Genomic DNA, 21,336 nt, shown 5'->3' with positions numbered 1-21,336 from the left:
CGGGCCACGGGATGCCGTCGCTGTTCGTGGGCCACCTCACACCACCCGCGTCCGCATTCCTACGTCTCACATGCCGGGGCAGCACCATCCACCACAGGAGGCACCGATGACCGGACCGCTCCGCGAACGCGACGACGCCCTGGCGCTGCTCACGGCCGAGACCGAACGCGCCCGGGGCGGCACCGGCGGCCTCGTGCTGCTGCGCGGGGCCACCGGCACCGGCCGCACCGCCGTACTGGAGGCCGCCGCCAGGCACGCCGGGGACCTCGGACTGCGGGTGCTGCGGGCACGCTGCTCACCCGAGGACACCGGCGTCCCCTTCGCCACGGTCCTCCACCTCCTCGGTCCGGTACCGGAGTTCACGGACCTGGCGCCGGGCGGCGACGACCGCGGCAGCGCGGCCCGGCTGTGGCGGCTGCTGCGCTCGTACGCGGACGAGGGCCCGCTGCTGGTGGCCGTCGACGACGTCCACCTGGCCGACGACGCCTCGCGGCGCTGGCTGATCGAGGCGGCCCGGCGCGTCGATCGATTACCGGTACTGCTGGTGGCCACCGAGCGCAGCCAGTACGACATCGAGCCGCGGCCCGCCGGACTCACGCAGGCCCTGTCACCCTCCCTCGTGCGCACGCACACCCTCGCGCCGCTCAGCGACGCGGCGGCGGCCGGGCTGGTCCGCGCCGCCTTTCCCGGGGCCGGACCGGGCTGGACACAGGAGTGCGTACGGGCCGGCGCCGGCAGCCCGCTGCTCCTGCACGCCCTGCTCGACGACCTCGGCGGCATCCCGCGGCAGGACGGCTCCGCACCCGACGGCGCGCCGCCGCTGCCCGACACCTGCGCCGCGCTGTACCCCGGGACCTACCCGGCGGCCGTCTCCTGGTGGCTGAACAGCGCCGGCCCCGCCACGGCCGACGTCGCCCGCTGCCTCGCGGCACTGGAACAGGCGTGGCCACCCGGCACGGAGCCGAGCCACGCTGCCGCCGTACCCGACTACGCGCACCACGCGGGACACGACCGGCACGACGAGCATGCGCGGGTCGCCACGCCGCCCGCCACGTCCGCGCGGCGTGACCGGTGCGGTCAGTCGGCGGAGTACGGGGGGTACGGGGAGTACGCGGGCTACGGGGAGCACGCGGGCTACGGGGAGTACGCGGGGCGCGACCAGGATGTGCGGCCCGGGCAGGGTGCCCAGTTCAGCCGGCATGACCGGCCCACGGATGCGGCGCGGCACACCCGGTCCGCACAGCGCGACCAGGGCGGGCAGTCCGCGCAGGGTGCGCAGTCCGGCCAGGGCGCCCACTTCGCACAGCCCGCGCCGCACGACCCGTACGCCCAGCCCGCGCAGCACACCCCCAACACGCGGCCCGACCCGCACGCCCTCCACGCCCAGCGCACAGAGCCCACGTCTTACGCCTCGTACGCCGCGAACGAGTCGTACGCCCCGTACCCCCAGAACGGCCGCGTCTCCGCGCCGCCCCCCGACGCACCGCACCGGACGGTGCCGGGGCAGGCCTCCCACTCTCCCCGGGGGCGTGCGGCCGAGGCGGAGGCCGGGGATCCGGTCGACCTGCTCGCCGACGCGGCAGGTGCCGATCCCGCGCGGGTCGCCGGGTGGCTCGCCGCGATGACCCGGCTGGGACTGCTGCGCCCGGACGCCGACGGCCGCCCCCGCTACGCTCACCCGCTGCTGCGCGACGCCGTGCTCACCGGCTGGCCCAGGCCCCGCCGGGAGGCGGCGCACCGGGCGGCGGCGGAGGCGATGCTGCGCCGCGGCGACCGGGTCGAGGCGGTCGCCCGGCATCTGCTGCGGACGTCGGTCGTCGGCCTGCCCTGGGTGCTGCGCGTCCTGCGCGACGCGGTCACGGTCGCCGTGCACGACGCCCGGCCCGACGACGCCGTCGGCTACCTGCGCCGGGTGCTCGACGAGCCGCTGCCGGACGACCTCCGTCAGCGGCTGCTGACCGAACTCGGCTCCCTGGAGTACGCGTCGGCCGACACCCCGGCGGCCATCGCGCGCCTCGCCGAGGCGCAGCACCTGCCGGCCGATCCCCGCAACCGGGTGCGTACGGCCGTCGCCCTCGGCACCGCGCTGGCCGGCCGCGGCGAGATCCGCACGGCCATGGAGGTGCTGCGCCGCACCGAGGGCGGGCTGTCCGGCCACCCGGGTCTGACCCGCACCGTGCAGACCGCCGGCCTGCTGCTGTCCGACGAGGACCTGGCGACCCGGCAGGAGGTGTACCGGTGGCTGTGCGAGACCGGCGAGAACTCCCCGGAACTGGTGGGCACCGCCGGACAGGCCCTGCTCGTGCGGTACGCGGCGACGGCCGCGCTGATCTCGGCCGAGGAGGCGATGACTCGCGTACGGGCCCTGCTCGCGCAGCCCACCGACCCGCTCGCCGAGCCCTTCCTGCTGGGCACGGCCGCCGCGGTCGCCCAGTGGGCCGACGAACTCGACGAGGCGGACCGGCTCGTGGAGCGCGGCCTCGCCGGACAGCACCCCGCCCTCCTGCACCCGATGCAGCACGCGCTCCTCAACACCCGCGCGGACATCGCCGGGGCCCGCGGCCACCACGCCCGGCTGCTCGCCACCGGCGACGCGGCGGGGGGCCAGGCACCGTCCCGCACCGGGCCCTCCAACCGGGACGCCCACGCCGTGATGGCGCTGGTCCACACCGGCCGCACCGACGAGGCGCGGCGCCTCGCCGACCGGTTCGACCTGCGCGAGGTGCCGGAGAACTGGGAGCTGAACCGCTTCCTTTACGCCCGGGGCGTGCTGCGCGCCGCCACCGGCGACCCGGCGGGCGCGCTCCACGACTTCCTGGAGTGCGGTCGGCGTCAGACCGCCCGCGAGGTGGTCAGCCCGGTCGTCACCCCGTGGCGGACGGCGATCGCGGAGTGCCGGCTGGCGCTGGGCGGTGGCCAGGAGGCACTGGCCCTGGCGACGGAGGAACTGCGGCTGGCCCGGGTGTGGAACACCCCGCGCACGGTGGGCCGCGCCCTGCGCGTGCTGGGCAGCGCGACCGGCGGGCGGCGCGGCCTGGAGCTGGCCGAGGAGGCCGTACGGACCCTGCGGGACGCGCCCGTCGACACCCACATGGAGCTGATCCCGGCGCTCATCGCCCAGGGCCGTCAGCTCGCCGCCACCGGCGACCGCGGCCGCGCGCGCGACTGCCTGCGCGAGGCGGCGGAGCTGGCCGAACGCAAGGGCGCCCTGCGGCTGCTCGCCATGGCCGGGCAGGCCCTGCGGGAGAGCGGTGCCCGGGGCCCGGTGACGGCCCGGACCGGCTCCGGGGCGCTGACCGGCAGCGAGCGCCGCATCGCCGAACTGGCCGCCGACGGACGGACGAACACCGAGATCGCCGACCTGCTGCACCTGGCCAGGCGCACCGTGGAGACCCACCTGACCAGCACGTACCGGAAGCTGCGCATACGCCGCAGGACCGAGCTGCCCGGCGCGCTGGGCGGGGGCGGGGGAGGGGGAGGCCGGCCCGGGGACGCGCGCCCCACCGCACGGAGCGCCACCCACGACACGGCACGGAGCGCCACCCACGACACGGCACGGAACACCGCTCAGGGCCCCGCACGCAACACCCCTCAGGACTGAGGGTCGGCCGGTGCGAGGCGCCCTTCGTCGGCCCGGAGCCTGCCGTCGTCCGCCGTCTCGGCGAGCAGCCGCCGGGCGACCGGCTCGGGCATCCGCACCACCACCGGCGTAGGCAGGGTCAGTTCCCGTACCGCCGTCCCGGTCCGGTGCGTGCCGCGTGCCACGACCCGCGCCACCACTCTGACGTCCACCGTGAACTGGACGAGGACGGACCGCTGCTTGGGCTTGTGCACCGGCATCGAGCCCGAGCCGTTCGCCGTCAGGCCGGCCGCCCCGCCCGCGCTGTCCGCGTTGGCCAGGGCCTGGTTGAGCCGGAACTCGGTGGCGTTGAGCAGACCCGCACCGAACAGTCCGCGCCCCGCCCGCCCGCGGTCCGCCGAGTACTGGCCGTCCTCCTGAGTGGGCCGGGGGCCCTCCGGGCCACTGGGCGCGATCGCCTCGAACGACATCCTGGCACCCGCGCCGAGCACCTTGCCGGCGCGCAGCCGCGCGTGCACCGAAGCCCGCAGATCCTGGCCCTGGAGCCCGCTCGCGTGCACCGGCGGCAGCTCCGCCCCCGCGTTGGTCAGCAGCGGCAGCGCCGAGATCAGCCACTCGGTGGAGACGGCCTCCTGGAGGGTGTACGCGGCGGACTGCCCCTTGTCGCGGTAACGGTGGCCGCCGCCGGCCTCCTTCACCGCCGCGTCCACCAACTGCCGCACCTGCGGCGCTCCCTGAAAGCCGTTGACCTGCGCTTCCGGTGGGAGCGTGACTCCTCCGGCGCGCCAGGCGCCGAGCCGGGCCGGGTCGGCGTCCGCGGCGGCGGGCGGCCGTTCGTCGGCCGGCGGGGCGGTGACGGGCTCCAGCCGGGCCAGGGCCGTCAGGTCGTCCTTCGGCACGCGGTGGATCAACTCCTTGCGCCCCAACTGGGCGAGAGCCACCCGGCCCTTCGCCGAGTGCAGCTCCAGCGAGGCGTCGACCGGTACGCGCATCTTCGCCGGGCCCGAGGAGGAGTCCGCGACCAGCTTCATGCCCACCTGGGAGCGGGAGGCCGAGCCCCTGCGCCGCGAGTCGGCCGTGGCGGCGCCCAGGCCCGCGACACCGCCGGTGCTCTTGAGCACCCCGGCGCCGCCGTCCGGTTTGGCGGAGCCCGCGAGGACGCCCTCCGCGCCGAGCGAGCCGCCCTGCTCCTGGGAGTCCGTCCGCTGGGTGGTGGCCGAGGTGATGTACTCCATGTCGCGCTTGTCGGTCGCCATCTCGGCGAACCTGCCGGGGCCCGACCGGCGGACCCGGAACACCGCCCAGTACGGCGTCCTGCGGCCGTCGAACAGCTCCACGGTGACGCCGCCGTCCATGGCGCTCGACAGGAGCCCCTCGGAGCCGTCCCGGTCCAGGACGCGCAGCAGCCGCTGCACGTTGTCGTGGGGATCGTCCAGCTGCCGATGCGGCAGCAGGTCCGCCGCCAGGGACTTGTCGCGGCGGGCGAGGGCGGCGCGCAGCTCCGTGAGCAGCGGCGCGAAGTTCGGCAGGTTCTCGACCATGCCCATACCGAGCGGCAGGCGGGCGTCGAGATCGGGCACGGGCTCCGCGGGAGTGCGGGCGGGGTCGGCGGGCGGGACCATCGGCGCGCCATCCTGCCGGTCCACCGCCCGTCCGCCGGCCCGCCGGGACCCCGCAGCCTCCGTTCCCGTCCCCGTCCCCGTCCCCGTCCCCGTCCGTGTCCCCGTCTCCGTCTCCGTCCTCGTCCGGTCCTGCCGGGGTGTGAGCGCGTTCTCCGCCCCCGGCGCCCCCGCCCCCGCCGCCGGCTTCGGCAGCCGCAGCCCCTGCGAGGACATCTGTTCCGCCGTCAGCCACACCCCCACCTCGCCCGGCAGCGTCCGCGCCTCCTTGGTCACGTACGGGCCGCCGCCGGTGACCTTGACCTCGGCGACCATGGTGACCAGGAGGTCGCACTGGACCAGGTAGAGCGGGGCCTTGCGCGGGGTGTGGGCGTTGCGCTCCACCGTGCCGGACACGGTGACGCCCCCGGCGCTGCTCTCCCCCTTGCTCCGGGTCACCGCCGCGCCCTGTCCGGTGCGCCACTCGGCACCGTTCTGCACGCCCATCAACCCGCCCTGGTACGTCGTGGTGGTGCCGCGCCCCTGCTGGCCGCCGGACTGGTGGCCGCCGAGCAGGAAGGTCTCCGTACCGGGCCCCGCACCCTCGTGCATCACGCGCGGGTTGGTCAGCGCCAGCCGCATGCCCACCGCCCCGTCCAGCGCGGCGAGCCGGCGCGGGTACTTCAGGTTCTTCACCACCCACCCCGCGGACACCGCCTGTCGCAGTGCCCCGGTGAGCGCGCCCGGACTGAGCCGTTCCTCTATCGCCTGCCGGGGTGCGAGTCCCTCGGTCTGCAGTGCCCGGTCCTCGCGGACGCCCTTGTCCCTGGCCGCCGCCCCGGCCAGCAGGTCGAAGGCCATGGCCCGGACCGGTGCGCCGGAGCCGACGGTCTCCACCAGGGTCCAGTTCCGCAGGGCGCGGCCGCTCGCCGGGCGGGGCGTCAGCGCGGCCAGGTCGCCGATGCCCGCGGCGTCCACCCGCCACTCGGGCCCCCGCCGCCGTGCCCCGCGCGCCGCCCGCTCCTCGTCGAGGTGCCGTTTCTCGTCGCCGTCCAGGGTGAACTCCGTGGGCGTGACCAGCCGTACGTCCTGCTGCTCCACGTCCATCCGGGCGATGCGCTCGGGCTCGGGCACGTCGCGCCCCGGCGAGCCGGGCAGGACCGAGCGCCGGGCCTTGCGCTGCCGGTGCGTCATGGTCACCTGCACCTGGAGGTTCAGCGGGGCCGAGAAGACGCTCGCGTCCTCGGAGCCGTTGGTGAGGACGTCGCTGCGGGTGGTGGGGCCGGCCTGGTTGCGGCGGGCGCTGGTGCGGGTGCGGTCGCGGCGGGCCGAGCCCGTCAGGACGCCGGGGACGATCCGCACCTGGCCGATCGCCGACCAGCCGGCCGACCGGGAACTGCTCCGCCCGCTCTGGAGGTTGCTGCCGACGCCGGAGTGGCTGCGCACCAGCCACTTCTCGATGTCACCGGCGTACTCGGCGTCGCCGAGCGTGCCGGTGACCCGTATCTGCACGTCGTGGGCGTGCATACGGCTCTTGCGGCGCAGCCGCACCGGGACGCCCGTGGACAGCAACTGGTCCTTGTTCGCCTTCAGGTTGGTCTCCGAGAGCCGGGTGACCAGTTCCTGGTAGTTGTGCCGCTGGGCCTGGGCCTCCGCCGCGGGGGTGCCCACTCTCCGCTTGTCGCCGAACGGGGGCAGGAAGCCCTCCAGCCGGGGGTCGGCGGCGAACATCTTCTCGATGGACGCGATCATTCCGGTGGTGTCCAGCCTGTCGAGCGCGACGCTCGCCCCCATCGCCCCGAACGGCAGGTGACGCTCGACGTCCTCCTCCGTCTCCTGGCCGCCCCCGGCTCCCTCCCGTCGCCGCTTCGGTCCGGTGACGAGCGGGCCGGCGGTCACCCCGGGCGGCAGCGGCAGCCCCAGGTCCTGTGCCTCGTCGGCCCGCAGCGTCATCCACATCCGGAGGGAGTGGTGCGCCACCCGGGAGGCCCGGCCCAGCAGCATGTCCGCGGAACCGGTCCCGGTGCCCTCCACGGTGAGGTCGACGGTGGCCAGGTAGAGCACCTTGTCACCGCGGACCTCGGCGCCCACCCGGCGGGCCGTCGTCTGCTCGTACTGGGTGAAGCGGGCCTTGCGGGCGGCGGCGGTGGGCATCGCCCCGGCCCGGGCGACGGCGGCGTTCATGGCCACGCCGACACCGACGGCCGGTCCCGCGCCGATCGCGCCGGAGCGCCCCTTGCCCGCGGCGTCGGCGGCCGTGTGCTGGGCGTGGGCGTGGGTGCGCAGCTGGGTCTCGCCGGCGGCCCAGCCGGGGGCGAGGCCGGCGATCCGGGCGCTCATCCGGTACGCGCCGGCCGTACGGGGGTCCGGCCCGGTCAGGTCGTCGCTGACGACGCCGTTGCCGAGCAGCCGGGGCATGTCCTCCAGCACGGTCGCGGTGGAGGTCGCGGCGTACAGGCGGGCCCGCCCGGGGGAGCCGGGCTGGGTGAGCGAGGGGTGCAGCACGGAGGCCACCGCGTCGAACAGTCCGCCGCCGCCCGCGTGCGGCCCGGCCCCGTCGGTGACGGCGACCGGGGCGAGGGACCCGGCGTGCCGGACGCGCTTGGCCAGGGCCGGGTCGGCGAGGCCCGCCGCCGCCGGGGGCGAGACGGTGTCGTACGGCACCAGGCTCTCGGTCGGCACCCGCATGGTCAGCGTGCCGGCGCCGTACACGGGCGGCGCGGGCGCCGCGTCCTGCTGCCGGATCCGTACGCCGTAACGCACCCTGCGCGGCACCTCGACCGACCCCGACTCGCCGCGCAGCACCCGCGGTTCGGCCACGCCCTTCTGGCCGCGGCTCTCCTGGGAGGACTGCCAGGGCTGGGCCTGCGCCATGCCCACGCCGCCCAGGTAGAGGCCCGGCGCGACGGGCGCGAGCCCGAAGAAGGTCCCGCCCGCGCCGTAGCTCGTCGAGCCGCCCGAGCCGACCCCCACCGTGGCGGCCGAGTTGTGGTGCACGTCGACCTTGGTGGCGTCCTGGCGGGCCTGCGCGAGGGCGGCCGGCTCGATCTCCGGGGGCCGTTCGTCGGTGGCGGGGGAAAGGGTGACGGTCACGTCGAACCAGCCCCGCCCCTCGCCGCCCTCGACGGCGAACGCGCGGCCCTGCCCGTAGAACGTCTCGGGCCTCGCGGCCAGTTCCGCCGCGATCTCGGCGACCGTGCCGTCGCCGCGCGCGACGGCGCCGGCCTCGACGGTGCGGACGAAGTCGTGCCCGGTGAGCCCGTACGTCGAGGACAGTCCCGGGGCCTGGAGGCCCAGCAGGTACGGGGGGAGGGTCAGACCGCGCTCGGCGGCCTCCGGCACGGCGCTGAGGCCGGGTCCGCCCGGCGCGGCCGCGCTGTTCGCCGTATTCGGCCGCATCGCCCGCGTGGCCCGCAGATTGCCGGCGCTCTGCTGGAGCGCGAGCATGGAGCGCGGGCCGTGGCCGCCGGCCTGACCGAGGCCGGGCGCGCGTTCCGGCCGGGGCACCGAGGGCTTCCGCCCACGGGCGCCGTCCTGGCGCTCGTCCGTCTGCCGCTGTCCCTGCCGCTGTCCTCGCACCCGCGTCAGCGTATGGACGCGGAAGCGGCCGTACGGGGCACGTGACCGGGTTCGGGAAGACCGTCGACGAGATCTCTTTCGCTGTTCAACCACGGTGCATCCAGCGGGCCTTGACAGTTCACGCCGCCCGCAGGAGCCGCCCGATCTCCAGCTGCTCGGCCTCCAGCGGGTCGCCGTCCTGCACGTTCCACAGGCTGTTCTGCAGGACGCGGCCGAGGGACCAGGCGCGGGCCCGCTGCCGGTCCAGTCCGAGGACGTCGGTCATGGCGTCGAAACGCCACCGGGTCTCGCTCGGGTCGTAACGGTTGTCGAGGGCCGGCAGCAGGTCGAACCCGGGGTCGCCGGCCAGCGGCTTGGGGTCGATGGCGAGCCAGGGGGCGCGGTCCGCGGCGAGGACGTTGTCGTAGTGCAGGTCCCAGTGCAGCAGCCGGTCGCCGGGCTCGTCGGCGACCTCGCGCACGGCGGCGGCGCAGTCCGCGACCAGCCGTCGGTCCGCCGGGTCCGCGATGCGCTCCAGGGCCCACGGCGTCCGCTCCAGCATCCGCCGCGCGATGTCGCCGAGACGGCGCACGCCGGGCGGCGCGGGGGTGGCGGTGAGGTGGGCGAGCAGCCGGGCGATGACGAGGACGGCCTCGCGGGAGTCCTCGACGTGGCTGAGCATGCGGGACGCGTCGAGCCGCTCCAGGAGCATGGTGCCGGTGGCCGGGTCGTGGTCGAGGAGCCGCACCGCCCCGTCGCCGTCCCACAGCCGCAGGGCGACGGGCTCGCCCTCGGTCTCCTCGTCGAGGATCTGGAGCTTGAGCACGGCCGGTGTGCCGTCGCCGCGCACGACGGGCAGCACCAGGGCCGCCCAGCCGTGCATGGCGGGCCCGTCGAGGCGCAGCTCCCAGCGGTCCAGGAAACCGGCCGCCAGCGCGGGCAGCCCGGCGATGAAGGCGCGGCCCGCCGCACCGTTGTACTTCGCCTGCGAGGCGGCGAGCGCGTCCGGAACGTCGATCACGTCGGCCGACGCTACCGGCGGGCGGCACCCCGGTCACGGGATTATCCGGTGCCGACGGCACCCCTCCGGCCCCCGAAGGCCCGGAGATTCGACGGAATCCGAAGGAGACAGGCGCCGTTCACCAGGGTTAACGTCCTGGCCATGAGCAGCTCGACCAGCGGCGTCGTCAACGGTGGCATCTCCTACTGGTACGCGGACGACGGTCTCCCGGCGGAGGTGCGGGAACCGCTCACCGGCGACGCGTCGGCGGACGTGGTGATCGTCGGAGGCGGCTACACGGGCCTGTGGACGGCCTACTACCTCAAGCGGGCCGCCCCCTTCCTGCGGATCACCGTCCTGGAGCAGAAGTTCTGCGGCTACGGCGCCTCCGGCCGCAACGGCGGCTGGCTCTACAACGGCGTCGCGGGCCGCGACCGGTACGCGAAGCTCCACGGCCACGAGGCCGCGGTGCGCCTCCAGCGGGCGATGAACGACACCGTCGACGAGGTGATCCGGACCGCCGCCGCGGAGGGCATCGACGCCGACGTCCACAAGGGCGGGGTGCTCGAAGTGGCGTGCACGCCCGCGCAGGCGGCCCGGCTGAAGGCGTTCCACGAGGCCGAGCTGGCCTTCGGCGAGAAGGACCGGGAGCTGTACGGCGCCCGGGAGACGGCCGAGCGGATCAGGGTCGCGGACGCGGTCGGCTCGACCTGGACGCCGCACGGGGCCCGGCTGCACCCGGTGAAACTGGTGAAGGGCCTCGCGGCGGCCGTCGAGCGCCTCGGCGTGACGATCCACGAGTCGACGCCGGTGACGGAGATCCGCTCCCGGCACGCGGTCACCCCGTACGGCACCGTCCGCGCGCCCTACGTCCTGCGCTGCACCGAGGGCTTCACCGCCTCCCTCAAGGGCCAGCGGCGGACCTGGCTGCCCATGAACTCCTCGATGATCGCCACCGAGCCGCTGACCGACGCCCAGTGGGAGGCGGTCGGCTGGGCGGACCGGCAGACCCTCGGCGACATGGCGCACGCCTACATGTACGCCCAGCGCACCGCCGACGGCCGGATCGCGCTGGGCGGGCGCGGGGTGCCGTACCGCTTCGGCTCCCGCACCGACAACGACGGCACTACCCGAGCGGCGACCGTCGAGGCGCTGCGCGAGATCCTCGTCCGCTTCTTCCCCGCCCTGGCCGGGCTGCGGATCGAGCACACCTGGTCGGGCGTCCTGGGCGTGCCCCGCGACTGGTGCGCGACCGTCACCCTGGACCGCTCGACGGGCCTCGGCTGGGCGGGCGGCTACGTCGGCTCCGGCGTCGCCACCGCCAACCTCGCCGCCCGCACCCTGTGCGACCTGGTCCAGCGGGACTCGGGACAGGGCGGCCGTACCGACCTCACCGACCTGCCGTGGGTGGACCACCGGGTACGCCGCTGGGAACCGGAGCCCCTGCGCTGGCTCGGCGTTTAGGGCATGTACGCCGTCTACCGCGAGGCCGACCGGCGCGAACGCACGAGCCACGGCGCCGGGTCGTCCCGGCTGGCGCGGATCGCGGACCGCGTGGCGGGCCGGAGCTGACGTGCCCGCCCGCGCGGACGGGGGACACAGCTGACGTGCCCGCCCGTGCGGACGCGGGACGGAGCTGACGCGGCCCGCCTGCCCGCCCGTGCGGACGCGGGAGGGACGCTTGCGGGGCCCCGCGGGCGGCGGGGCCCCTTCCCCCGTGCCCCCTAGGCCACCGGTTCCGGCACCGGCCGGTCGGCCGGGGTGCCGTGTTTCGGGGCCTTGGCCGTCACCATCAGGCCCGCGACCAGGCCCGCCAGCAGCATGATGCCGGCGGCCAGCCAGATGGCGACCGTGTAGCCGTGGACGATGCCCTCCCGGACGACCGACTCCCGCTGGGACGGGTCGGTGAGGTGGGAGGTGATGTAGGACGCGCTGGTGCTGGTGGCGATGGTGTTGAGCAGCGCCGTGCCGATCGAGCCGCCCACCTGCTGCGAGGTGTTGACCGTCGCCGAGGTCACGCCGGAGTCCCTGGGGGCGACCCCGGCGGTGGCGGTGGAGAAGACCGGCATGAAGGTCAGGCCCATACCCAGGCCCATCAGGATCAGGGCGGGCAGGATCTCGGAGGCGTACGCCGAGTCCACGGTCATCTGCGTGAGGATCACCATGCCGCCGGAGGCGAGGAGCATGCCGGGGACCATCAGCATGCGCGGCCCCACGCGGCGCAGCAGCCGGGCCGAGATCTGGGTGGAGCCGATGACGATCGCGGCGGTCATCGGCAGGAACGCCAGGCCGGTCTTCACCGGGGAGTAGCCGAGGATCTCCTGGAGGTAGTAGGTCATGAAGAGGAACAACCCGAACATGCCGATGACGGCCAGCATCATCGTCAGGAAGCAGCCGGCGCGGTTGCGGTCGCGGATGACGTGCAGCGGCAGCAGGGGGCTCGGAGCGCGTGTCTGCCACCACACGAAGACCGCGAGGAGTACGGCGCCCGCGGCGAACAGCGCCAGCACCAGCGGGTCGGTCCAGCCGCGGGGCTGCGCCTCGCTGAAGCCGTAGACGAGGGCGACCAGGCCGCCGCAGCCGAGGATCACGCCGGGCACGTCGAGGCGGGCGTCGGTGTGGCCGGGGCGGTCGTGCAGCAGGACGAAGGCGCCGATGACGGCGGCGACGGCGATGGGGATGTTGACGTACAGGCACCAGCGCCAGTTCAGGTACTCGGTGAGCACGCCGCCGACGATGAAACCGACGGCGGCGCCGCTGCCGGCCAGCGCGCCGTAGATGCCGAAGGCCTTCCCGCGTTCCCGCGGGTCGGTGAAGGTCGTCGTCAGCAGGGACAGCGCGGACGGCGCGAGGACGGCGGCGAAGACGCCCTGGAGGGCGCGGGCGCCGAAGAGCATCGCCGACGTGGTGGCGGCGCCGCCGATCGCGGAGGCGGTGGCGAAGCCGATGAGGCCGATGACGAAAGTGCGTTTACGCCCGACCAGGTCCGCGACCCGGCCGCCGAGCAGCAGCAGACCGCCGAAGGCGAGGGTGTAGGCGGTGATCACCCACTGGCGGTTGCCGTCGGACATGCCCAGGTCGCGCTGCGCGGAGGGCAGCGCGATGTTCACGATGGTCGCGTCGAGGACGACCATCAGCTGGGCCAGGGCGATCACCACCAGCCCCCACCAGCGGCGGGGGTCGGCCTCCGCGGGCGCGGCCGGCTCACCTGTCCGGGTGCCACTCATCTGGCCAGAAGACCATGAATCGGGGCGTATCGCATCCCGTTGCGTGGGTGGTCGTCACCTGCCGCCCGTCATGGCTCCAGCACCACCTTCCCGGTCGTCGCCCGGGTCTCCAGCGCGCGGTGCGCGGCGGCGGCCCCGGCGAGCGGGAAGCGGTGCACGGCCGGGGTGAGCCGGCCCTCGGCGGCCTCGGCGAGGGCGCGGAGTTCCAGGGTGCACAGCGGGTCGGTACCGCCGGCCTTCTCCGTCATCACCGGGCCGAGCACCTGCTGGGAGACGCCGTCGACGAGGTAGGGGGCGCCGTCGTGCGGCCCCTCGCCCGACCAGCCGAAGACGAGGTGCCTGCCGCCGGGCCCGAGCAGGGCGACGGCCTCGCGGGCGACGTCCCCGCCGACGCCGTCGAAGACGACGGTGGCGCCGCCGCCGCCCAGGTGGGCGCGGACCTTGTCCGGCCATCGCGGGGCCCGGTAGTCGACGGCGAGGTCGGCGCCGTTCGCGGCGACGCGGGCGACCTTCTCCGGGCCGCCGGCGAGCCCGATCACCGTGGCGCCGGCGTTCTTGGCGTACTGCACCAGCAGGGTGCCGATACCGCCGGCGGCGGCCGGGACCACGGCCACGGAGCCGGGGCCGAGGTCGGCGAACTGCAGGATCCCCATCGTCGTACGCCCCGTCCCGATCATGGCGACGGCCTCGGCGAAGTCCAGGTTCCCGGGGATCTCGTGCAGCCGGGCGAGGTCGGCGACGGCGAGTTCGGCGTAGCCGCCGGGCGCGAATCCGAGGTGCGCGACGACGCGCGTGCCGAGCAGGCTCTCGGGGGCGGCCTCCCCGAGCGACTCGACGACGCCCGCCACCTTGCGGCCGGGGATCGTGGGCAGGGCGGCGAGCTCGGGCGCCGGGCCCCGGACGCCCTCGCGCAGGGCGGTGTCCAGGAGGTGGACGCCCGCCGCGCGGACGGCGATCCGGACCTGGCCCGGGCCCGGGCGCGGATCCGCGACCTCTTCGAGGGTGAGGTTCTCGGCCGGGCCGAAGGCGTGCAGGCGGATGGCGCGCATGGGATCCCCCAGGGTGAGGCGGGCGGTGTGGGTCCCACCCAACGACCTCAAGCATGCTTGAGGTCAAGCTCCCGCTGGCCCAGGGCCAGGGACACCGCCGTCAGCGCGCTGTTGAACGACACCTCCGACAGCAGACCCGGAGCGGCGACCTGGTCACCGGCGAGATAGACCCCGTCGCCCCGGTCGACGGCGGGCCGGTCGCGCCAGGTCGTGCCGGGCAGGTCGACGGCGCCGGTACGGCCGTTCGCGAGCGCCTCGCGCCGCCAGGTGAGGCGCTCGCGCCAGCCGGGGAAGCCGAGGTCGAGCAGTTGCTCGGCGCGGGCGATGCCGTCGGCCTTCGACTCGTCGGGCGCGATGGGGATCTGCCCCTGGATCAGCTGCTCGCCCGCCGGGGCCAGGGTGCGGTCCTGCGCGGTGAACCGTTCGATCCAGCCCGGCGCGTCCAGGTCCGAGACCGCGAAGGCGTCGCCGCGCCGGGTCCGTACCGCCAGGTCGACCAGGGTGGTGCGGCCGCTCGGCCAGGTCAGCGCGGGGTCGCCCAGCAGGCGGCGGGCGGCGTCGAGAGAGGTGGCGACGACGACCGGGGAGCCGGTCGGGACCGCGTCGACGCGGGACAGCGTCTCCACCCGGACTCCGAGGTTCCACGCGAGGGCCGCCATCCGGTCGATCACCCCGGACCAGCCGCCGCGCGGGTAGTGCGCCTCGGGCGGCAGCTTGGCGGCCCGCCGCAGCCGCTCCTGCACGAAGGCGGCGGACAGCGACCCCGGGTCGTGGTGGAAGAGGGCGACGGCGCAGTAGTGGGCGGCGGCCCGGGCGCCCTCCTCACCCGCGACGCCGGTCGCCCAGGTCAGGAAATCGGTGTCCACGGGGGCCTGTCCCGTGGACCGGCGCAGCAGCTTGAGCATGACGAAGGGCGGGGTGCGGCGCAGTACGCCCTTGTGGCGCAGCCGCAGCCGGGCCCCCTCCAGCGGCGGGAGCGGCGCGAGCGGACCGATCAGGTCGCGCTGCTTGAGCCACGCCCAGTGCGGGCCGCCGTTGTAGAGGGCGTGCGGGCCGTCGTTGGTCCGGTACGGGCCGTCGGCCGTCCGGGCCCGTCCGCCGAGCGTGTGGTGGGCCTCGTGGACGGTGACCTTGGCGCCCGCCTCGGCGGCGGTGATGGCCGCGGTCAGTCCGGCGAAGCCGCCGCCGATGACGGTGATGCGATGCATGGCTGAGGGTCTCCCTCGGGTCGGGGTCGCCTGGTGTGGTGCCTGTCTGCGAGTACGACGGCGCGGGGGTGCCGAATGTGACATGCGGCCGTGAGAAGGGGCGTTCGCGCAGGTCGGAGCGGGCTGTCAGTGCCGGGGTGCAGCATGGGGGGCATGGCGAGGAGAGTGGCGGGCGGCGGCGGTACGGGTGCGACGAAGGTGCGGGCGGCACGGCGCCCCGCGCTGCGGCTGCCGCCGCTGGAGCCGCACGACGGAGGCGATCTGGAGCCGGACGGGGACTACGACGGGCTGGAGTTCCGGGACACGGACCTCGCCGGCCAGGACGGCGTCGGCGCCCGCTTCATGGACTGCGCGCTCACGGGGTGCGCGCTGGACGAGGCGTCCCTGACCCGGGCCCGGCTGCTCGACTCGGTCCTCCGCGAAGTCCGGGGCGTCGGCACGCGGCTCGCCGAGGCGACCCTGCGCGACGTCGAGGTGTTCGACGCCCGCCTGGGCGGCACCCAGCTGCACGGCGCCGTCCTGGAACGGGTGCTGATCCGCGGCGGCAAGATCGACTACCTGAACCTGCGCCGGGCCCGGCTCAAGGACGTCGTCTTCGAGGGCTGCGTCCTGGTCGAGCCGGACTTCGGGGGCGCCCGCCTGGAGCGGGTCGAGTTCGTCGACTGCGCCCTGAAGGGGGCGGACTTCAGCGCCGCGACCCTCACGGACGTCGACCTGCGCGGCGCCGCCCCGCTGGAGCTGGCCCGGGGCGTGGACCGGCTGAGAGGGGCGGTGATCAGCCCGGCCCAGCTGCTGGACCTGGCGCCGGTGCTGGCGGCGGAGCTGGGGGTGCGGGTGCTGGCGGGGGAGTAGGGCGGGCGGGGCGCCGGCGCGAAGAGGGGGGCGAGGCGCTCAGGAGACCCGCGGGAAGCGGGCCTGGAGGGTCCAGATCGCCGGGTTGTCCGCCAGATCGTCGTGCATGTCGGTGAGGTCGGCGATCAGGTCGTGCAGGAAGTCGCGGGCCTCCCGGCGCAGTTCGGCGTGGGAGAAGGAGAGCGGGGGCTCGGTCGCCGGCAGCCACTCGGCCTCGATGTCGACCCAGCCGAAGCGGCGCTCGAACAGCAGGCGGTCGGTGGACTCGGTGAAGTCCAGCTCCGCCCGCTGCGGCCGGGCTGCCCGGGACCCCGCCGGGTCCCGGGCGACGCGCTCCGCGATGTCGCACAGCGCCCAGGCGAAGTCGAGCACCGGCACCCATCCCCAGGCTGTGGAGAACTCCCGGTCCGCCTTGGTGTCGGCGAGGTACACGTCCCCGCAGAACAGGTCGTGCCGCAGCGCCCGGACGTCCGCACGGCGGTAGTCCGTCTGCGGGGGATCGGGAAAGCGGGTGGAGAGGGCGTAGCCGATGTCGAGCACGCAGGTGATGGTGTCACGGCGGCGGGTCATCGGCACGGGCCGACCCTGACGGCGGACCTGCCGACGCCGGAACCGGATAGGTTACGGACGTGATCCTCACCCCCCTCCCGCTCACCTCCGACCGCGACATCCCGGGTCCCCTCCTCACCGAACTCACCGCGCTCTACGCCTCGAACCGCGCCTTCCACGCGCTCGGCGGTGACTTCCCGGACCCGGACGACATCCGTCCGGAGCAGGTGGCGGCCGCGCTGGCCGACGAGCTGGCGCGGCCCGGGGCCGAGGTGCTGCTCGCCAGGGACGCGGGCAGGCTGGTCGGGGTCGCGGTCACGCTCGACCGGCACCCGGATCCGGCCGACCCGGACCCGTGGATCGGGCTGCTGATGGTGGACGCCGGTCTGCGGCGGCAGGGGTACGGCAGGCGGCTCGCGTCCCTCGTCGAGGACCGCTTCCGGGACGCGGGCCGCACCGCCCTACGGCTCGCCGTCCTCGACGGGAACGCCGACGGGCTCGCCTTCTGGACCGCCCTCGGCTACGCGGCCGTCGACCACCGCCCGGACCACCGCCCGGACCACCGCCCGGACCACCGCCTGGGCCGTCCCTGCACGGTGCTGCGCAAACCACTGGGCGGACGGGCGGGCGAGCCGCCGCGCACCCCGCGCCGCGCCGCCCGCGTCGCCGTGCTCGACCCCGAGGGCGCGGTCTTCCTCTTCCGATACGACAACGTCGAGGTCGGCGTGCACTGGGCGATGCCCGGCGGCGGACTGGAGGCGGACGAGGGCCCCCGCGAGGGCGCCCTGCGCGAGGTGAGCGAGGAGACCGGCTGGACCGACCTGGAGCCGGGGCCCCTGCTGTGCACCTGGGAACACGACTTCACCCACCTCAGTGTCGGCCCCGTCCGCCAGCACGAGCACATCTACGTCGCCCGCGGCCCCCGCCGCGAACCCACCGGCCCGCATCTCGCCGACGCCCACGCCGCGGACGGCATCCTCACCTGGCGGTGGTGGACCCGGAAGGAACTCGCCGAGGCCCCCGAACCCCTCTGGCCGCCGGACCTGGCCCGGCTGCTCGACGCGTTCGAGGGCTGAGGCCGGGGCAGCTCCGGTGCCTCACCTCACGGGCTTTCCGGTCGGCCGTCCCCGTACAGCCAGTCCTCCCAGATCTGCGTGAAGTCCTCGTCCGGCGCCGACTTCTCCACGTACGCCGTGAAGTCGTCGGTGTCCGCGTTGCCGTGGCGGTGGGCGCCGGCCCAGCCCCGCAGGAGGTCCCAGAAGGCGTCGTCGCCGACCGTTCGGCGGATCTTGTGCAGGACCATCGCGCCGCGCTGGTAGACGGGGCTCGCGGAGATGTCCTCCGCGTCGGGCGGGTCGGCGGGCGGGAACGCCCAGATCGAGTCGTTGGCGTCCTCGTCGGGGTAGTAGGTCCCGTCGTAGAGCGCGTCGAAGGTCTCCTGCGCGGTGTCGCCGCCCTCGTCCTCCTCCCACAGCCACTCGGCGTAGGTGGCGAAGCCCTCGTTGAGCCACATGTCCCGCCAGGTCTTCGGGCTGACGGAGTTCCCGTACCACTGGTGGGCGAGTTCGTGGACGAGCAGGACGGTGTCGGGGGCGCCGGGGAAGTAGGGCCGGTTCTGGGTCTCCAGGGCGTAGCCGGCGTCCTCGGGCCGGTCGACGATCGCGCCGGTGGAGGAGAAGGGGTACGGGCCGAAGTTCTCCTCGGCCCACTCCAGGATCTCGGGGATCCGCCCCAGGACCTTCCGGCTCGCGTCGGCCTGCTCCGGGTCGACGGCCGTGTACACCGGCAGGCCGTCGTCGGTGGTGGAGCGGTCGGTCTCCCAGTCGCCGACGGCGACCGTGACGACGTGGCTCGCCATCGGCTCGGCGGTGTGCCAGGTGAACGTCGTACGGCCGCCGTGGGTCCGCTCACCGGTCAACTCACCGTTGGAGACGGCCCCGAGCCCTTCCGGCACGGTCACCGCGAGGTCGTACGTGGCCTTGTCGGAGGGGTGGTGGCTGCCGGGGAACCAGGCCATCGAGCCCGTCGGCTGACCGAGCCCGACCGCGCCGTCCTCGGTGGGCAGCCAGCCCTCCTCGGAGCCGTCGGGGTCGGTCACCGTCACCGGGTCGCCGGAGTAGCGGACGGTCACTCGGAACGTCTCCCCGTCCTTCAGGTCGTCCGCCGGGCGGACGGTCAGCTCCTGTCCGGCCCGGTTGAAGCGGGCGTCCTTGCCCTCGACGGTGACCTCTTCGATGTCCAGGCCCTTGAGGTCGAGGTTGAAGGCGGACATGTCCCGGGTCGCGCGGGCGGTGATCGTCGCGGTGCCGCTGAGGTGCTCGGCGTCGGGGTCGTAGGCGAGGGTCAGGTCGTAGTGCCCGATGTCGTAACCGCCGTTTCCCGCCTTCGGGAAGTACGGGTCGCGCACGCCCGGGCCTCCGGGGGTGCCATCGACGGCGCCGCCACCGCTGCATGCCGTGAGGGCGGTTGCGGTGGCGGCGGCTACGAGCAGACGGGCGGTGCGCACGTCATGATCCTATGAGGCGTTTCACGTGAAACGCCCGCTGGGACCGGCTGTCGGGCTCTTTGGGGTGGCGTGGGGCGTTGCTAGTCGATCGCCGCCGCACCCGCCTGTGCGAACTTCTCGTCCAGGGCACCGGACGGGGCCCCCGCGACACCGATGCCGGCGATCGGGGCCTTGCCGGCGGTGACCGGGACGCCGCCGCCCAGGAACAGGGTGCCCGGGATGTCCTTCAGGTTCGGGGCGTTCTCCAGGCGGCCCTCCAGCTCGCTGGTCGGCGCGTTCCAGGAGACCGCGGTGAACGCCTTCCTCTCGGCCGACTCGTACGACTGCGGGCCGGCGCCGTCACCGCGCATGGTGAGGATCGTGTTGCCGTTGCGGTCGACGACCGCGACCGTGATCCGCTGGCCCTCCTTCTCGGCGGCCTTCAGCGCGGCCCGCGCCGCCTCGGACGCGGCGTCGATCGTCAGGTGCGTGGAGGTGGTGGTGTCGCGCTTGCCGGCCGCGGCGGCGGGGGCGGCGGCCACGGCGGAGTCCTCGGCGGCCTGCGGCGCGGAGGCGTTCGCCGCCACCGTGCCGAAGGTGCCGGCGGCGACGGCGGCGAGGACGGCGCCGCCGGTGGCGATGCGGGTGCGCCGGGAGAGGGTCTTCTTCATGGTGGTCTGCTCCTTGGGTCCTTGGGGTGGGATATCGGGGGGATATCGCGGTGGTGAAGGGGGCGGGGAGGGGTGGTTCCGTCTGCTCTCCACCCTCCGCCCCGCACCCCGGGCGCGCGGTCGCCGTTCCGGGTGCTCGTGGGCGACGGAACGGACGACGCCGGGGTCATCCGATCGGCTGACCCGCCGACCGTCCCGAAGGACCATCATGGGAGTGTCCGCCCAGCTCAGCGGTCTCCTACGGCACGTTGTAGGACACGAAGCCGGTTGCAGGACACGAAGCCGCAGGACCCGAAGGTGACACAGGAGGCGCGTGGGATGCCGAAGCCGTACGACCCGGACACCCGGTGGCTCGGCGCCGTCATGCACGTGGCGTTCTTCCTGCTGCTGGGCGGCGCCCTGGCCCGCTTCCTGCTGCGCCACCCCGGCGAGCCCCGCACCCCGTGGATCCTCGCCCTGTCCCTCGCCCTGGCCGTGCTGCACCTGCTCGGCCCCGTCCTGAGCGGCCCCGGGGCGCGGTCCACCCGGCGGCGCCTGGCCTGGCTGGCTCTGGTGGTCGTGGTGTGGATGGTGCTGGTGGTCCTCGCGCCCAGCTTCTCCTGGTGCGCGGTGCCCCTCTTCTACACCGGCCTGCGCACCCTGCCGGCCCGGGCGGCGCTCGTGCTGGTGACCGTCCTGACGGTGTTCGTCGTCGCCGCGCAGTTCCGGCTCGCCGGGCGCTTCGACCCGAACCTGCTGCTCGCGCCGCCCGCCGTCGCCGCGATCGCCGCCGCCGTGTTCCTGCACACCGAACGGCAGGCGGCCCGGCAGCGCGCCCTGATCGACGACCTGATCCGCACCCGCCGCGAACTCGCCGCCTCGGAGCGCCGCGAGGGCACCCTCGCCGAACGCCAGCGGCTGTCGATGGAGATCCACGACAGTCTCGCCCAGGGCCTGTCCAGCCAGCGGATGCTGCTCCAGGCGGCCGAGCGGGTCTGGGAGTCCGACGCGGGCAAGGCCCGCACCCACGTCCGGGGCGCCGCCTCCGTCGCCGAGCACAACCTCGCCGAGGCCCGCCGCTTCGTCCACGACCTCGCTCCCGCCGACCTCGCCCGCGGCGGCGGCCTGGCGGAGGCGCTGCGCGCCCTGGCCGCGCGGGAGTCCGGCGACCAGCTCACCGTGCGCGTCCACGTGGACGACGGCGCCCGCGCCCCATCGCTGCCCGACCGCGTCCAGTCGGCCCTGCTGCGCATCGCCCAGGGAGCCCTGGCCAACGTCCGGGAACACGCGGGCGCGTCCACCGTCGCGCTCACCCTCACCCTCCTCGACGACCAGGCCGTCCTGGACGTCACCGACGACGGGCACGGCTTCGACCCGGCCGCGCTGCCCGACGCCCCCGCCGGGGTGCGCGGACACGGGCTGCCCGCCATGCGCGCCCGGCTGCGTCAGCTCGGCGGCACCCTGACCGTCGAGTCCGCCCCCGGCGAGGGCACCGTCCTGTCCGCCGCCGTCCCCCTGGAAGCGCCCCGAACCGACCCGGCCGACCCGCTGGAGGCCCCCCGATGACCGCTTCGGCCGAC

12 protein-coding genes and 1 pseudogene are annotated in these 21,336 nt (G+C 75.2%); 5 read left to right on the top strand and 8 right to left on the bottom strand.

Annotation, left to right across the window (positions count from 1 at the left end):
- Window positions 1-106 precede the first annotated feature (106 nt).
- A complete protein-coding gene (locus ACIQ6R_RS19380; RefSeq protein ID WP_404222591.1) occupies window positions 107-3,601 on the top strand; it encodes an AAA family ATPase in 3,495 nt (1,164 codons plus the stop codon).
- Here ACIQ6R_RS19380 and ACIQ6R_RS19375 read toward each other — a convergent pair.
- Together ACIQ6R_RS19375 and ACIQ6R_RS19370 are read right to left on the bottom strand one after the other, a co-directional pair.
- Window positions 3,592-8,757, bottom strand: a complete 5,166-nt coding sequence (locus ACIQ6R_RS19375) for a hypothetical protein (protein ID WP_404222590.1) — start codon at window positions 8,755-8,757, stop codon at window positions 3,592-3,594. The two genes, ACIQ6R_RS19380 and ACIQ6R_RS19375, sit on opposite strands and share 10 nt — an antisense overlap.
- Window positions 8,758-8,875: 118 nt before the next feature.
- The gene (locus ACIQ6R_RS19370; RefSeq protein ID WP_404222588.1) at window positions 8,876-9,757 is read right to left on the bottom strand and encodes an aminoglycoside phosphotransferase family protein; all 882 of its coding nucleotides are present in this window, start codon (window positions 9,755-9,757) and stop codon (window positions 8,876-8,878) included.
- Window positions 9,758-9,898: 141 nt separating this feature from the next.
- On the opposite strand from ACIQ6R_RS19370, the pseudogene ACIQ6R_RS19365 reads away from it, so the two are divergent.
- Window positions 9,899-11,308: pseudogene (locus ACIQ6R_RS19365) on the top strand (NAD(P)/FAD-dependent oxidoreductase).
- A gap of 152 nt (window positions 11,309-11,460) precedes the next feature.
- Here ACIQ6R_RS19365 and ACIQ6R_RS19360 read toward each other — a convergent pair.
- From ACIQ6R_RS19360 to ACIQ6R_RS19350, 3 genes are all read right to left on the bottom strand, one after another.
- Window positions 11,461-12,963 (bottom strand): MFS transporter, encoded by a 1,503-nt coding sequence (locus ACIQ6R_RS19360; protein ID WP_404176217.1) that lies wholly within the window; start codon window positions 12,961-12,963, stop codon window positions 11,461-11,463.
- 68 nt (window positions 12,964-13,031) lie between these two features.
- Entirely contained in the window at window positions 13,032-14,012 is a 981-nt protein-coding gene (locus ACIQ6R_RS19355) for a zinc-binding dehydrogenase (protein ID WP_404222587.1), read from the bottom strand.
- A 47-nt stretch (window positions 14,013-14,059) separates the two neighbouring features.
- Window positions 14,060-15,220 carry an NAD(P)-binding protein gene (locus ACIQ6R_RS19350; RefSeq protein ID WP_404222586.1) on the bottom strand — a complete coding sequence of 387 codons (1,161 nt, stop codon included), beginning with the start codon at window positions 15,218-15,220 and terminating at the stop codon, window positions 14,060-14,062.
- 153 nt (window positions 15,221-15,373) lie between these two features.
- Here ACIQ6R_RS19350 and ACIQ6R_RS19345 point away from each other — a divergent pair, with 153 nt between their 5' ends.
- Complete coding sequence (locus ACIQ6R_RS19345; RefSeq protein ID WP_404222585.1) at window positions 15,374-16,072, top strand: pentapeptide repeat-containing protein; 699 nt, start codon at window positions 15,374-15,376, stop codon at window positions 16,070-16,072.
- A 39-nt stretch (window positions 16,073-16,111) separates the two neighbouring features.
- Here the strand turns inward: ACIQ6R_RS19345 and ACIQ6R_RS19340 are convergent, their stop codons facing one another.
- A complete protein-coding gene (locus ACIQ6R_RS19340) occupies window positions 16,112-16,612 on the bottom strand; it encodes a hypothetical protein (protein WP_404222680.1) in 501 nt (166 codons plus the stop codon).
- Window positions 16,613-16,701: 89 nt separating this feature from the next.
- Between ACIQ6R_RS19340 and ACIQ6R_RS19335 the strand changes: the two genes are divergently transcribed.
- Complete coding sequence (locus tag ACIQ6R_RS19335; protein ID WP_404176206.1) at window positions 16,702-17,697, top strand: GNAT family N-acetyltransferase; 996 nt, start codon at window positions 16,702-16,704, stop codon at window positions 17,695-17,697.
- A gap of 26 nt (window positions 17,698-17,723) precedes the next feature.
- Here the strand turns inward: ACIQ6R_RS19335 and ACIQ6R_RS19330 are convergent, their stop codons facing one another.
- Entirely contained in the window at window positions 17,724-19,127 is a 1,404-nt protein-coding gene (locus tag ACIQ6R_RS19330; RefSeq protein WP_404222584.1) for a M1 family metallopeptidase, read from the bottom strand.
- A gap of 80 nt (window positions 19,128-19,207) precedes the next feature.
- Complete coding sequence (locus ACIQ6R_RS19325; RefSeq protein ID WP_404222583.1) at window positions 19,208-19,777, bottom strand: heme-binding protein; 570 nt, start codon at window positions 19,775-19,777, stop codon at window positions 19,208-19,210.
- A 318-nt stretch (window positions 19,778-20,095) separates the two neighbouring features.
- On the opposite strand from ACIQ6R_RS19325, the gene ACIQ6R_RS19320 reads away from it, so the two are divergent.
- A complete protein-coding gene (locus ACIQ6R_RS19320; RefSeq protein WP_404222582.1) occupies window positions 20,096-21,322 on the top strand; it encodes a sensor histidine kinase in 1,227 nt (408 codons plus the stop codon).
- Window positions 21,323-21,336: the final 14 nt, after the last annotated feature.

It is taken from the genome of Streptomyces sp. NPDC096048 (assembly GCF_044763415.1).
Taxonomy (GTDB): domain Bacteria; phylum Actinomycetota; class Actinomycetes; order Streptomycetales; family Streptomycetaceae; genus Streptomyces.
Note: the sequence above shows the minus strand (reverse complement) of the source record. Positions and strands in the feature narration are given on the sequence as shown.

Bases quoted from the DNA above. Each gene is read 5' to 3' on its own strand.
- ACIQ6R_RS19380 (WP_404222591.1), top strand. From the start codon at position 107: ATGACCGGACCGCTCCGCGAACGCGACGACGCCCTGGCGCTGCTCACG.
- ACIQ6R_RS19360 (WP_404176217.1), bottom strand. From the start codon at position 12,963: ATGAGTGGCACCCGGACAGGTGAGCCGGCCGCGCCCGCGGAGGCCGAC.
- ACIQ6R_RS19355 (WP_404222587.1), bottom strand. From the start codon at position 14,012: ATGCGCGCCATCCGCCTGCACGCCTTCGGCCCGGCCGAGAACCTCACC.
- ACIQ6R_RS19350 (WP_404222586.1), bottom strand. From the start codon at position 15,220: ATGCATCGCATCACCGTCATCGGCGGCGGCTTCGCCGGACTGACCGCG.
- ACIQ6R_RS19345 (WP_404222585.1), top strand. From the start codon at position 15,374: ATGGCGAGGAGAGTGGCGGGCGGCGGCGGTACGGGTGCGACGAAGGTG.
- ACIQ6R_RS19325 (WP_404222583.1), bottom strand. From the start codon at position 19,777: ATGAAGAAGACCCTCTCCCGGCGCACCCGCATCGCCACCGGCGGCGCC.
- ACIQ6R_RS19320 (WP_404222582.1), top strand. From the start codon at position 20,096: ATGCCGAAGCCGTACGACCCGGACACCCGGTGGCTCGGCGCCGTCATG.